Origin of the sequence: Isoptericola sp. NPDC056578, from assembly GCF_042793275.1 — a bacterium.
In the GTDB taxonomy this organism is placed as follows: Bacteria; Actinomycetota; Actinomycetes; order Actinomycetales; family Cellulomonadaceae; genus Isoptericola.
Genome location: NZ_JBHTVC010000033.1, coordinates 25,843 through 39,671, shown reverse-complemented (window position 1 = coordinate 39,671; position 13,829 = coordinate 25,843). Strand labels below are relative to the sequence as shown.

At 72.3% G+C, this 13,829-nt stretch carries 9 protein-coding genes; 2 read left to right on the top strand and 7 right to left on the bottom strand.

All coding sequences use genetic code 11. The features are described 5' to 3' along the window. Positions 1-24: 24 nt before the first annotated feature. Together ACFQ80_RS13930 and ACFQ80_RS13925 are read left to right on the top strand one after the other, a co-directional pair. Positions 25-2,136, top strand: a complete 2,112-nt coding sequence (locus ACFQ80_RS13930) for an acyltransferase family protein (protein WP_430564068.1) — start codon at positions 25-27, stop codon at positions 2,134-2,136. Beyond that, positions 2,133-4,562 carry a glycosyltransferase family 2 protein gene (locus ACFQ80_RS13925; RefSeq protein WP_430564067.1) on the top strand — a complete coding sequence of 810 codons (2,430 nt, stop codon included), beginning with the start codon at positions 2,133-2,135 and terminating at the stop codon, positions 4,560-4,562. Before ACFQ80_RS13930 ends, ACFQ80_RS13925 begins: the two co-directional genes overlap by 4 nt. A 1-nt stretch (position 4,563) precedes the next feature. On the opposite strand, the gene ACFQ80_RS13920 is transcribed toward ACFQ80_RS13925, so the two are convergent. The 7 genes from ACFQ80_RS13920 to ACFQ80_RS13890 all read right to left on the bottom strand — a co-directional run bounded on the left by ACFQ80_RS13920 (position 4,564) and on the right by ACFQ80_RS13890 (position 13,811). Further along, the gene (locus ACFQ80_RS13920; RefSeq protein WP_430564066.1) at positions 4,564-4,920 is read right to left on the bottom strand and encodes a hypothetical protein; all 357 of its coding nucleotides are present in this window, start codon (positions 4,918-4,920) and stop codon (positions 4,564-4,566) included. Between the two features lie 94 nt (positions 4,921-5,014). After that, a complete protein-coding gene (locus tag ACFQ80_RS13915; RefSeq protein WP_430564065.1) occupies positions 5,015-7,228 on the bottom strand; it encodes a CDP-glycerol glycerophosphotransferase family protein in 2,214 nt (737 codons plus the stop codon). 112 nt (positions 7,229-7,340) lie between these two features. After that, positions 7,341-9,410, bottom strand: a complete 2,070-nt coding sequence (locus tag ACFQ80_RS13910; RefSeq protein ID WP_430564064.1) for a CDP-glycerol glycerophosphotransferase family protein — start codon at positions 9,408-9,410, stop codon at positions 7,341-7,343. Between the two features lie 252 nt (positions 9,411-9,662). Beyond that, on the bottom strand, positions 9,663-10,691 hold the full coding sequence (locus ACFQ80_RS13905; protein WP_430564063.1) for a sulfotransferase family 2 domain-containing protein: 1,029 nt from the start codon (positions 10,689-10,691) through the stop codon (positions 9,663-9,665). Positions 10,692-10,707: 16 nt separating this feature from the next. Beyond that, the gene (gene cysN / locus ACFQ80_RS13900; RefSeq protein ID WP_430564062.1) at positions 10,708-12,021 is read right to left on the bottom strand and encodes a sulfate adenylyltransferase subunit CysN; all 1,314 of its coding nucleotides are present in this window, start codon (positions 12,019-12,021) and stop codon (positions 10,708-10,710) included. A gap of 3 nt (positions 12,022-12,024) precedes the next feature. Continuing rightward, positions 12,025-12,927: a sulfate adenylyltransferase subunit CysD gene (gene cysD, locus ACFQ80_RS13895; protein ID WP_430564061.1), complete on the bottom strand. Its 903-nt coding sequence runs from the start codon at positions 12,925-12,927 to the stop codon at positions 12,025-12,027. Next, positions 12,924-13,811, bottom strand: a complete 888-nt coding sequence (locus ACFQ80_RS13890) for an inositol monophosphatase family protein (RefSeq protein ID WP_430564060.1) — start codon at positions 13,809-13,811, stop codon at positions 12,924-12,926. The genes cysD and ACFQ80_RS13890 overlap by 4 nt, the downstream gene beginning before the upstream one ends. Between the last annotated feature and the right edge of the window lie 18 nt (positions 13,812-13,829).

Here is a 13,829-nt window from a genome sequence, read left to right as displayed (position 1 = left end):
CGTCCCCTGCACGAAAGCCTCCGTATGACCGTCGACTCGCGCGCCGTCCCGGACGTCGCGGCCTCCGCCGCGGCCTCCGCTGCTCCGCGCGCCACGCGCTTCCGCCCCGACGTGGAAGGACTCCGCGCGATCGCGATCGGCAGCGTGCTGCTCTATCACGCCGGGATCGTCTTCATCCCCGGCGGCTTCATCGGCGTGGACGTCTTCTTCGTCATCTCCGGGTTCCTCATCACCGGCCAGCTCGTGCGCGAGCTGGAGCGGAGCGGGCGCGTGTCCATGATCCGCTTCTACGCCCGTCGAGCACGACGCCTCCTGCCGGCCGCCGCGCTCGTCCTGGCCGTCACCGCCGCCCTGGTGTTCTTCGTGGGCAGCATCGTCGACCGTCGGGTCTTCGGCGGCGACATCGTCGCCGCGGCCGCCTACGTGGAGAACTGGCGCCTCGCCGGTCGCGCCGTCGACTACCTGGCGGAGGGTGTCAGCGTCTCGCCGGTGCAGCACTTCTGGTCGCTGTCCGTCGAAGAGCAGTTCTACATCGTCTGGCCGCTGCTGCTCGTCGTCGTCGCCTTCCTGGCGCGACGGTTCCACTGGCCCGCGCGGATCGTGATGGCCGCCGGCCTGTGCTTGATCGTGGTCCCGTCGTTCGTCTGGTCGATCGTGATGTCCACCGCGAGCCCGGCGAACGCGTTCTTCGTGACCACGACCCGACTGTGGGAGCTCGGGATCGGCGGCCTCGTGGCCGTCGGCGTCGCGATCTGGCCCCGCGTGCCGCGCGTGGTCGCGCTGATCCTCGGCTGGGGCGGCATCGCCGCCATCCTCGCCGGTGCGCTGCTCCTCGACGAGACCGCCGTCTGGCCGGGCTCCCTGGCCCTCGTCCCGGTCCTCGGCACCGCGGCCGTGATCATCGCGGGGGCGAGCAGCTCGGCCCCCGGGTTCCTCGGCAACAAGCTCATGGTGTGGCTCGGCGGGCTCTCGTACTCGCTGTACCTGTGGCACTGGCCGCTGCTCATCGCCGCGACCTGGGTGTGGGGCGAGCTCGGCCAGAAGCGCGGGCTGCTCATCGTGGTGCTCGCCGTCATCCCCGCGTGGCTGTCCTACAAGCTCGTCGAGAACCCCATGCGGCGGATCGCCCAGGAGCGCTGGTCCCCCCGGATGACGCTCTCCGTGGGTCTCAACCTCACCGCCCTCACCGTGATCGCCGGGCTCCTCCTCACGAGCAGCACCCCCTCGAGCGCCCCCGCGAACGCCAGCGTCGAGGGCAAGGGCGCGCAGAGCCTCGAGATGAAGGACGGCGAGGCCACGGGGATCCCCAACCCCGACTCGGTCGAGAGCTTCACCCCGCTCCCCCAGGACGCCGCGGCCGACAAGCCGGACGCGTACGACCGCGGCTGCCAGGTGGACCAGAAGGTGGCGGTGCCGAAGCCCTGCGCCTACGGCGACCGGGAGGGCGACACGCACCTCATGCTCCTGGGCGACTCCAAGGCCCTCCAGTGGATCGACGCGCTCGACCCGATCGCCAAGGACCACGGGTGGAAGCTCGACGTCGCCACCAAGAGCGCCTGCGGCTTCTCGAGCGCGCAGATCAACGACGGGCAGGGCGACCCCTACGTGAGCTGCACGCAGTACAACGAGGCGCTGCTCCAGATGGTGCTCGACGAGAAGCCCGACGCCATCATGGTCTCGCAGACCACGAGCTACTCCTACGACAGCTCGGGCGAGCGGACGCAGGAGGCGATGGTCGACTCGCTCGAGTCCACCTGGAAGACGATCGAGGACGCCGGGATCGACGTGATCGCCATCGCGGACAACCCCGATCCGGTCGATCTCCCCGCGGGCGACGGCGAGGTCTACAAGTGCGTCGCCGAGTACATGGACTCCCTGTCCAGCTGTGCCTTCTCCAAGGAGGCCGGCCTCGACAAGAGCGGCACCCCGGCGATGCTCGCGGCGGCCGACCTCCTGCCGTCGGTCGACGTCGTCAGCATGAACGACCTGGTCTGCACCGACGTCTGCCCTCCGGTGATCGGTGACGTCCTCGCCTACCGCCAGGGTTCGCACCTCTCCCGCACGTACGTGAAGTCCGCGACCCCGATCCTGGACAGCCGCCTGACCCCCGTGATCGAGGAGGCCCGCGCGTCGTGAGCGCCACGGCGTTCGTCACCCACCCCGACGTCGCGCTCGCCGCCGCGCGGCACGCCGAGGGCCTCGGCGGCACAGGTGGTCGGGTCACGTCCTTGGCGCTCGACATGCAGGCCGTCACCGCACGCGAGATCGTCGCGCGGATGATCGCCCCGGACGCCGACTACGCCACGGTCGTCGCGGCGGCCCTCGAGCCCTCGTCGTCCGACCTCCTCGACGCGAGGACCACGCGGACCGCAGAGCTGCTCTGCTCGCTCGCCCGGATGGTCGGGCACCAGCAGGGGGCCGAGGACGACGTGCCGCACGCGCTCGCGCTCTTCGCCGCCGCGCGGCGGTGCGCCCCCGTCGGCCGCTGGTCCGTCCCCGACCGCCGTGCGTTCGCCCAGCTCCTGTGGGCCCACGGCGACCGCGACCGCCTCCGGCGCGACGCCGCCCTGCTGAGGTCGCTCGAGCCCGGGACGCGAGCGTTCCTCAAGCTCGACCTCGAGGGGATGGACCACGGCGTCGGGTCGGACTCGTGGCTCGACACCCTCAACGCGTGCCTGCGGACCTACGGGGTCGCCCCCGTGGGACTGGCGCCACGGGGCGCCACCCCCTTCGACCGCCTGCAGCCCGGAACGACCCGGACCGCGGGCCCTGGCCCGCTGATCACCGTGGTGATGCCGGCCTACCGGCCCGGACCGGAGTCCGTCACGGCGGTGCGGTCCGTCGTGCAGCAGACGTGGCAGGACTGGGAGCTGCTCGTCGTCGACGACGCCTCCGGAGACGAGTTCGAGGACGTCTTCGCGCAGCTCGAGGGTCTCGACCCGCGGGTGCGGGTGCTGCGTCAACCCGTCAACAGGGGCACCTACGCGGCACGCAACCGCGCGCTGGAGGAGGCGCGCGGGGACTTCGTCACCTTCCAGGACACCGACGACTGGTCGCATCCCGAACGGCTCGAGCGGCAGGTCCGCCCCCTTCTCGAGGACCCGACCCTCGTGCGGACGCTCAGCCTCTCGCTGCGGTGCGGCGACGACCTCGTCTTCCAGCACCTGGGCAACAGCCCGGTCCACGCCAACGCGTCGTCCCACCTGTTCCGCCGGTCGGTCCTCGACACGGTCGGCCGTTTCGACTGGGTCCGCAAGAGTGCCGACACCGAGTTCGACCGGCGGCTGGAGGCCGTGTTCCCCGGCCGCCGGCTGGAGCTGCGCGAGCCGCTGGCCGTCGTGCGCCTCCAGGCGGACTCGCTCTCCCGCAACGACGTCCGGCCCGGCTGGATGCATCCGTCCCGCATGGAGTACCGCGCCGCGATGATCCACTGGCACCGGCAGATCGAGGCCGGTGCCAGCCCTCGGATCCCCGCTGACGTGACGCAGCGCCCGTTGACCGCCCCTCGACCGTTCCTGCGCGACATCGGGCTCCCCGTGCAGCCGATCGACGTCGCCTTCGTCGCCGACTGGACGATGGACGGCGCCACCCAGCGGTCCGCGGTCGCCGAGATGGAGGCGCTCGCGCGCACCGGGCTGCGTGTCGGTCTCCTCCACGTGCGCAGCGCGTTCAGCGACGCGCCGCGCCGAGCCCCGCTGTCCCTGACCGTGCGCGGTGCGCTCGCCGACCGCACGCTCACGTTCGCGTCGCTCGAGGAGTCCGACCACATCCCCACGATCGTCGTGCGTCAGCCCGACGTGCTCGAGTTCCCCACGTCTCGCCCCGTGTCGCTGACCACGGACCGTGTCGTGATCGTCTCGGACGCGGGAGGCGGCGCCCGCGAGGGCTCCGGCGTGCGCTGGGTCGCCGAGGACTGCGACCGGAACGCCGAGGCGCTCTTCCAGGTCGCCCCGGAGTGGATCACCCCGGACGACCTCCCGCGCGTCCTCGACGTGCCGTCGGGACCCGGCAGGCAGCCCCGGCGCTTCCGGAGCGACCGGCCCGTCGTCGGCTGGGTCTTCGGCGGCGAGGAGCCGACGACGACCGACGGGGCCGAGCGTCTGCGGCGTGTCTTCCCGGTCGACGGCTCGGTCGACGTCCGGCTCGTCGGCTGTCGCCGCGTCCTGGACGGCGCCCTCGGCGGGATCCCCGCCGACTGGCTCGTCTACGAGACGGGCGAGGTCGCCGCCCGCCAGTTCCTGCACCAGCTCGACGTCGTCGTCGCCTTCCCCCGGTCGGCGACGACCGGAGCGGTGCGCACGGTGGAGGAGGCGCTGGCCGAAGGGTGCGTGGCCGTCGTCGCGCCGGAGCTCGCGCCGTTCTTCGGCGACGCCGTGCTGACCTGCGCACCGGACGAGGTGGCCGGCCTCGTCGGTCGGCTGCGGGCGGACGAGGCCGCCTTCCGCGACCGGTCACGGCGCGGATGGCAGTGGGCGCACGACCGGTTCGACGGTTCCGGGCAGCGGTTCGTCGAGGCCCTGGGCACCGCGGCCCCCTCCTCCGGCCTGACCGCCCCCTCGTAGGTCAGCGGACGCCGTCGTGCCCTCGCTCGGCGGCCTCCAGGCGGGCGGCGCCGACGTCGGCGACGATGCGCCGCGCCATCGCGTCGGCGTGCTCGGCGTGCGCGGCAGCGGCCCGGTCGCTCTTCTTCTGCCCCGCCAGGACGAGGTCGGCCTTGGCCGTCAGCCGGTCGGTGCCCTCGTCGATCCGGGTGGCCAGGGTGCGGCCGACACTGTGCACCAGCCCCGCCAGGAGGACGACGGCCACGCCGAGCGCGGCACCGCCCACCTCCGTGCTGGAGATCGCGAAACCGACGGCGGCGACCACCCCGGCGAGCGCGGTGAGAGACGTGAGGACGTTCGTCCTCGAGAGCTGGGGCACGATTGCTCCTCGAACTCGGTCGACAGGGACTTCTGCTGGTGGTGCTGAGCGGACGCGGGGGCCACGCACCCGACGGGGGCGCGGCCCCTCGTGGTCATCGCGGCCGCGCGGGGATGCGTTCCTCGATCGCCGCCACGGTCCGCGCGCAGTTCCGCTGGTCCCGTACCGGGAACGCCGCGTCGATGCGCTTCTGGTAGAAGGGGTCGGGCCGGCAGTCGCGCTCGAGCAGGTCCTGCACGGCGTCGAGCGTCTCGTCGAGGGTGTGCACGACCGGGCCGAACCCGTCCCGCTCGTAGTCGAACCACGTCGGCGACGAATGCTTGCTCTCGAACTCGTCCTCGTCGAAGCGCGCGTACACGATCGGAGTTCCCAGGTACGCCACGTCGAACTGCACCGAGGAATAGTCCGTGACGAACGCGTCGCACCCTCGGATCAGGTCCTGGAACGAGACGGCGTTCGTGTCGGCGATCTCGATGCGGTCTCCCGCCACGGTCGCCCCCTCGAACCGGGACGCCATGTTGTAGTGGGGCAGGAAGGTCAGCCTGTAGTCGTACCTCTCGAGCATCTCGTGCAGACGCCGGCTCTCCAGGAGACCCGACATGAACCGCTGGTAGGTCGACCCCTCGTAGGGGACCTCGCCGTCCTGCGACCCCTTGAGCGCGGTCGTCGCGAGATAGTTCCGCCAGGTCGGCATGAAGAGGATGGTCCGGCTGGGCGGGGTCGGCGTCAGGGCGTCGTACCGAGGCATCCCGGCCTCGACGAGCTGCCGGTCGTACCCCGACGCGGCACGCAACGCCTCGGTCTCCCGTGGCGTCACCGTCAGGCAGATGTCGTAACCCGTCGTGCCACGCTTCACGGCGTAGGGGCTGAGGTGGACGCCGTGCTTGAGATACACGCGCAGCGCCCCGACCCGCCAGACGATGTGCCGCGTGTAGTCCCGTACGTCCCACCCGTCCGGCACCAGGTAGCCGATCATGTAGGCGTTGGCCAGGACGGTGGCGTGCAGCAGGAGCAGCTGATGCCGCCACGACGAGTGGGCGACGACGTGTCCGTACGGGGCCACCCGGTCGTACTGGGGACTCGAACGATCGATGACGTAGTAGGCCCGGCGCCGAGGATCCGACTCACGGATGTGCCGGAACAGGTGGATGCCGTTGTCCTGCGCCGTGTCCTTCCGCTCGCCGATCAACCAGATCTCGCGACCGGCGAAGAACGGTCGGGTCACGAGCCTGAGCAGGCGGAGCAGCCGCATCCGACGGGCTCCGGGCCCCCTGGCGATGAATCCCGCGTCCTTCTTGAGCAGCGTGCCGGCCCACCGCAGGCGCGCCCCGAGCCCCGCGCCCTCCTGGGTGGTGAGGAAGGCCGCGGTTCCGTCGCCGACCGTGTGCAGGAGGTACCTGACGGTGGTCTGCCGCGACCTTCCGGCGGTCTCGTCCGCCTCGGCATGCATCCCGACCGTCCGCGCGCTGATCAGCGCGCCCACCCGCGGCCGCAGGTTGCGGCGCAGCCGCAGCTCCGGCACCTCCGTGTCGAGCTCGAGGACGAAGCGCCGGTGGCCGCTCCCCGTGCCGACGAGCGGGAGGCGGGTCCCCAGGCCCGCCCACTGGGCCTCGCCGCGGTTGCCGACCCGCGGGGTCAGCGGCACCGGGCCCGAACGGGCGACGTCACCCGACGGGCCGGTCAGCGCGAGGCGATACCGCCACGGCGGCTCGGACATCTCCGGGACGAACGCGACGGAGAGGAATGCCAGGATCTCGATGTCCCCGCCTGCCGGGTCCACCGCCTCGAGCCACGGTGTCGCCGCGGACAGCGCGAGGCGCCCCAGGAAGTCGGCGAGCAGCGACCCCCGCTCCACGTCGTGCTCGGCGAGCATCCGGTGGACGTAGCGGGCCACGCTCAGCTTCGTCCCGTGATCCGTCCAGAGCAGGAGGGGCATCGGGCTGGTGAGCGGGAGCTTGTCCAGCCGTTTGACCTCGTGCCACAGGTGTCGGGTCCACTCGTCGAGCCGGGCGGGCCGCAGAAGGGTCGCGATGGTGCCGTAGCGGGCGCCGGAGGCCAGCAACCAGTCGCACGCGGCGTCGTTCCGGTCCTTGCTCAGGCTCGACGCCGCCTCCACCCCGGAGACCTTGTGGCGAGCGAGCACCGCCCCGACGTCCATGCCGGGGTCGTGCACGACCGCGATCGGGGCGCGGCGGAAGCGGGGCAGCTTCCGGAGCTGGGCCAGGGCAGGCCCGAGGCTCCCTGCCCGGCCCTCGCCGACGACGAAGACGATGGCGAGGTCCGGCCGCGGCGCATCCACGTCGCTCACATGCACGTCGTTCACCAGCCGCTCACTAGGAATCGTGGCCCGGAGAAGGGGAGGTCCGGCCCTTTTCTACCAGAGCCGGAGGGCGTCGGGGCGTCCTCCGGTCCGGATCGTCTCACGACGCTCCCCCGTTCCCCGGGGCCTTCCGGTCGGACCGTCGCCGGTCCGTCCATCGCCACCACAGGACCCTGAGGCCGCCCGCCGTGCGCACGGACTCGGCCGCCCGCTCGCAGTTGTGGCGGTCGTGGTATCGAACCGACCGCTGCGCGCGGGCCCAGTGCTCCTCCGGCATCGCGAAACCGTCGGCAGCCGTCGTCTCGACCTCCTCGACCAGCCGGTCGACGTCGGTGACGATCGTCCCCGGGAGGTCCGCGTCCAGGTCGAGGAACGACCCCTGGTCCCCGAAGAACCGCGCCTGGTCGAACTGGAAGTAGAGGACCGGTCGCCGCTGCAGCGCGAAGTCGAAGGCCACGGACGAGTAGTCGGTGACGAGGCCGGCGTGCTCCCGCAGGAGCGTCTGCACGTCGACCTCCCCCTGCTGCAGCACGCGGACCCCCTCCACGTCGAACAGGTCGACGTAGTGCCGCATGTTCGGGTGGAGGATGAACGTCACGCGGAGGCCGTCGCGCATCGCCCGCGCGAGGCGCGGGTGGCCGAGGAACTCCTGCCACCGCGCGCGGTACTCGCTGTCCAGGAACCGGTCGCGGTTGCCCAGCCACTCTCGCCAGGTCGGGATGACGAGCAGGCCCTCCGGGTCCCGGTCGAGCGGTGCGAGCAGGTGGTCGAACCGCGGCAGCCCCGTCACCCGCACCTGCGCGGACCGGTACCCGAACGCGTCGACGGCGACGCGTCGCTCCCGGTCCGAGCTGACGTGGAACCGGTCGGTGGCGAAGCCCGGGGCGAAGCGCCCGTAGTTGGCCGTCATGTTCTTCGTGCCGGAGATCCCGTGGCGCAGGAAGACGCGCACGGCCCGCACCCGGGCGACGACGGCCGGGTGCCGCGACGGCAGGAGGTACTCGGCGTGGTGCGTCCCGGCGATCCGCGAGGCCAGGAACGCCACGCGGACGTGCTCGCGCGAGCCGTGGAGCACGACGTTGCCGAGGCCGTCGAGCCTGGCACGGTCGGGGGCGTCCTCGGCGACGACGTAGTAGGCGCGTCGCCGCGGCTCGTGCTCCCGGAGCCACCGGAAGAGGTGGTAGCCGTTGTCCTGCGCCTTGTACGGCAGCTCCCCGATCAGCCAGATCCCGAGGAACGGGCGGACCAACGGAAGGATCCAGGCGAGGCGGGTCCATCGCCGCAGGTACGCGTCGGCCTCCGGCGACATGCGCTCGACCCGCACGGACACGTTGGACCCGCGGAAGGTCTCGTAGGGAAGCAGCTGCGTGACGACGCCCCCGACGACGGCTCGGCCTGGCCGGAGCACGACCGGGTGCGCCCTGGTCCCGATGCGGCGGGCCTGGACACGGCCCTCCGGGTCCTCGACCTCGACGCTGAGGTCCAGCGTCTCGTCCCGCGCGTCGAGACGGGTCACGAGCGCGGACACCGGCAGCGCGAGGGCCCCACGGTGGACGAACCGCCCTCGATCACGACGGGACTCGTCGGGCATCTCCTCGAGGGGCACGTCGAAGTCGTACCGTCGTCCCGTCTCGCGGGAGGCCGCCACCAGCCGGGCGGCACGGGCACCACGATCGGCGCCGCGGACCCGCAGCCGCAGGGCCACGCCGTCGGCGCCCAGGCGCAGCCCGTCCACGTCGATGAGGAACTTGCGCGCCGGGGCGCCTCCCAGGAGCACGCTGAGGTTGCCGTTCTGGGTCACCGCCAGGCGGTCGTCGGCCGCGCCGGCTCCGGACGACCGCGCGACGTCGACCCGCGTCGTCGACCGGAAGTTGCCGAGCCGGACGGGGGCGGGCGCCTCGGCGGTGCCCCGGCGCGAGGCCGCGCCACCCCCGGTCGGCACCGGGTGCAACCACAGGTCGGCGACGTCGTCCCCGGGCACGGAGCGGCGCCGCAGCTCGTCCAGCGACAGCCGCGCCGAGAACGTCTCGAGACCGCTCGCCGGCACCCGGACCTCGACCCCGCTGCCGCGGAAGACCGCCGACAGCTCGCCGACCTTCCAGCCGGGACGCACCGCGGTCCCCTCGACGACGACGTCACCGTCGCGGAGGCCCACCTCGAGGCGCTGCATGCCCGACCCCGCGACCGATGCCGGGCGCAGAGCACGTGCCGTTCGACGGGCCCATCGACGGAGCCCCCCTCGCCTCACCGCGGCCGCGCCGCGCGGACGACGAGCGCAAGCCTGCACGCGTCGGGGCGCGACGGCGTGTCGCACCCGCGCTCCAGTCGAGCCATCGATACTCCCCACGACTACCCGCGGACACACCGCGGCGGCCACGACAGTCTAGGTCGTCCCCGGCCCGCGTCGGGCGCCCCGGCACCGCTAGTCGCCCGAGCGCGTCACCATGCGCTTCGCCCTGGAGGCGACGCGCCTCAGCGGCGTCCGCGTCGCCTGCGCGAGGCTGAGCTCCAGGTCCCTGTTGGCGCGGACCAGCCCGGCCCTCTCCTGCTTCAGGTCCTTGATCTCGTCGCGCTCGTCCTTCGCGATCCCGTACAGGGTGGCGATCCGCTCCCCGAGGCTGCGGCGCGCGGCGATGTCGCGGAAGTCCGACGCGGACCACCGCGCCGGCTCCTGCATCACGGGGTCGAAGTCCCACCGGTCGCCGAAGCGGTCGACGTCGGCCGCGTAGATCTCCTCGAGCGCCTCGCGCACGCCGCCCTCGAACACCTCGGACGCCGCCTTGAGCGGGGTGTCGTTCTCCCGGCCGAGGGACACCTCGTGCGGGCGCCCGACCTCGTCGAGATGGGCGCTCAGGTCACCGAGCAGCGTGGGGAGCTCGCTGATGTCGTAGAGACGCGAGTACGGGATCGTGTCCTCGTGCAGCCGCGTCGACTGGGGCGCGAAGTGCGTGTCGCGGACCGGGCCGCGGGGGTCGCGCAGCACCTCGACGAACCGCGCGAAGTCGCGGACCACGTCCTCGACGGAGCCCGGCGCGTCCGGCAGCCACTCGGCCCCGGCGAACTTCCGCCCCGTGTACACGGGGTCGCCCACGAGGAACTTGGACTGCCACGCCGAGAACGCCCGCAGGCGCGGGTCGCGCACGACCGCGAAGACGAACCAGCCGTTGGCGGGGGAGATCTCCGCCCGCTCGGCCGGCTCGAGCTGCTTGAGCGACCGCACGCCGCGCCAGAGCCGACGGTGGTGGATCATCATGCGCGGCGTCGCCTCGCAGCTCAGCACGCTGGTGAACTGCTCGGGATCCTGTCCGCTGAGCTCCGCGACGAGCCACTTCAGGCTCGTGCACGCGTTCTTCGCCAGGTGCGTGAACAGGACCTTGTGCTCCGGCAGCACCCAGGTGTTGGGCGCGGTCGCGTGCTCCGCCGTCAGCGGAGCGGTCGCGGTCACGGCCATGTCGATCACCTCGTCCTCAGGCGGTGTGCGGAAGGGTCCCGACCATCCCCGCCGCCACGGTCTTGTTCGTGGCCTCGTCGACCAGGATGAACGCGCCCGTGCGCCGGTTCTGGCGATAGGGGTCGACGAACAGGGGCTGCGTGACGCGCAGCTGGATGCGGCCGATCTCGTTGAGGCGGATCTCGGTCGCGTCCTCGTCGCGGTGCAGCGTGTTGACGTCGACGCGGTACTTGACGTCCTTCACCACGGCGCGCGCCCACCGGGTGGTGTGCTTGATCGCGTACTTCTTGCCCTGCACCAGCGGCGCCGACTCGTCCATCCAGCAGATCTGGGCGTCGATGTCCTGGAGCGCCGCGGGCGAGTTGTTCGGGCGGCAGATCATGTCGCCCCGCGAGATGTCGATCTCGTCCGCCAGCCGCACCGTCACGGACATCGGCGGGAACGCCTCGTCGACCGGGCCGTCGGCGGTGTCGATCCCCTCGATCGTGGTCTCGAGCCCGGACGGCAGCACCCGGACCTTGTCGCCCTTCTTCAGCACCCCGCCGGCCACGGTGCCCGCGTACCCGCGGTAGTCGCGTGCGTCGTGCGACTGCGGCCGGATGACGTACTGCACCGGGAACCGCACGTCCTGCAGGTTGCGGTCGCTCGCCACGTGCAGGGACTCCAGGTGGCTGAGCAGCGGGCGCCCGTCGAACCAGGGCATGTTCTCGCTGCGGTTCACCACGTTGTCGCCGTCGAGCGCCGAGATCGGGATGAACGTGAGGTCCGGCACGCGCAGACGCGAGGCGAAGTCCGTGAAGTCGCGGCGGATGCTCTCGAAGGCCTCCTCGGCGTAGTCCACGAGGTCCATCTTGTTCACGCAGACCACGATGTGCGGCACGCCCAGGAGCGTCGCGAGGAACGTGTGCCTCCGGCTCTGCTCGATGACGCCCTTGCGCGCGTCCACGAGGATGAGCGCGACGTCCGCCGTCGACGCCCCGGTGACCATGTTCCGCGTGTACTGGATGTGGCCGGGGGTGTCCGCGATGATGAACTTGCGCCGGGGCGTGGCGAAGTAGCGGTACGCGACGTCGATCGTGATGCCCTGCTCCCGCTCGGCCCGCAGGCCGTCGGTGAGCAGCGCCAGGTCGGTGTAGTCGTTGCCGCGGTCCTTGCTGACCTGCTCCACCGACTCGAGCTGGTCCTCGAAGATCGTCTTGGAGTCGAACAGCAGGCGGCCGATGAGGGTGCTCTTGCCGTCGTCGACGGAGCCCGCGGTCGCGAAGCGCAGCAGGTCGGCCGAGGTGTCGATCGCCGGGGAGGCGGTCTCGGTAAAGGTCTCGGTGCTCATGGCTTAGAAATAGCCCTCTCGCTTGCGGTCCTCCATCGCGGCCTCGCTCACCTTGTCGTCGCCACGGGTGGCGCCACGCTCGGTGAGGCGCACGGCGGCGACCTCCTCGACGATCTCGGCACGGGTCGCCGCCGTCGACGCGACGGCGGCGGTGAGGTTCGCGTCCCCCACCGTGCGGTAGCGGACGGACCGCAACTCGGCGGTCTCGCCGTCCTTGAGCGGCGTGAACTCGTTGACCGCGAACAGCATGCCGCCCCGGTCCACGACCTCGCGCTCGGCCGCGAAGTACAGGTCGGGGAGATCGATGCCCTCGGCCTCGATGTAGGCCCAGATGTCCAGCTCGGTCCAGTTGGACAGCGGGAACACGCGGATCGACTCGCCCTGGTGGACGCGCCCGTTGTAGAGGTCCCAGACCTCGGGGCGCTGGTTCTTGGGGTCCCACTGGCCGAAGTCGTCGCGGAAGGAGAACACGCGCTCCTTGGCGCGCGCCTTCTCCTCGTCCCGGCGTCCGCCGCCGAAGAGCGCGTCGAAGCCGTTCTTCTCGGCGGCCTCCAGCAGCACGGGGGTCTGGATGCGGTTGCGGGAGCCGTTCGGCTCCTCCTGCACCAGCCCGCGCTCGATGGCCTCCGGCACGGAGGCGACGACGAGCTGGACGCCGAGCCGCTCGACCCAGCGGTCGCGCGTCTCCAGCACCGACGGGAAGTTCAGGCCCGTGTCCACGTGCATGATCGGGAACGGGATCCGCGCCGGCGCGAAGGCCTTGGCGGCCAGGTGGAGCATGACGATCGAGTCCTTGCCGCCCGAGAACAGCAGACAGGGGCGCTGCATCTCCGCGACCACCTCGCGGAAAATGTGGATGCTCTCCGCTTCGAGGCTGCGGAGCTGGCTCAGGACGTGAGACGTCACGGCTGGGCACCTTCCTTGATGTCGACCCCGACCTCCGTCAGCGCCGCACGCAGGTGCGCCGCCACGGCCGGGTGGCTGACGAAGAGATCGGGGAGCCAGGGGTCCTGGCGGTTGTACTCGAGCGGGGTGCCGTCCAGGCGGGTGCACTCGAGGCCCGCGGCGAGGGCGACCGCGACCGGTGCCGCCGAGTCCCACTCGTACTGGCCGCCGGCGTGCACGTACGCGTCCGCGGTGCCGTCCACGACGGACACGACCTTCACGCCTGCCGACCCCATGGGCACGAGCTCGACGTCGGCACGGGCGGCGAGGTCCTGCACGAACTGCGGCGGGCGGCTGCGGCTCGCGGCGAGGCGCAGCGGGCGGCGGCCGGCCAGGACAGCGTCCGTGTCCGTGGCCGTGTCGCCGGCCCGCCGCGGCCCGGCGTCGGTCGTGACGGTGCTGAGGACGGCGTCGCGGGCGGGCAGCCCGACCGCCCCGGCGGCCAGCCGGTCGGAGCGGGCGACGCCGCGGTCCCAGAGGGCGACGTGCACCGCGAAGTCGTCCCGCCAGCGGGCGCCGTCGCCGGCGCGCTCGGCGAACTCGCGGGTGCCGTCGAGCGGATCGATGATCCACACGCGGTCCGCCGTCAGGCGAGCGGCGGAGTCGGCGGCCTCCTCGGAGAGGACGGCGTCGGCCGGGCGTGCGTGCGCGAGCGCGGCGGCGAGCCACGACTGGCTGGCCGCGTCGCCCGCGTCCTTGAGCTCGCCCGCCACGAACGCTCCGCCGGCGGCGTCGACCTCTGCCCGCAGGCCGCGGAGCACCTCACCGGCCCCCTGCGCGAGCGCGACGGCGAGCTCGCCGTCGGGCAGGCCCGGGTCCGGGAAGGACGGGGCGGACGCGGACATGGGACTCCTCGGCTTGAG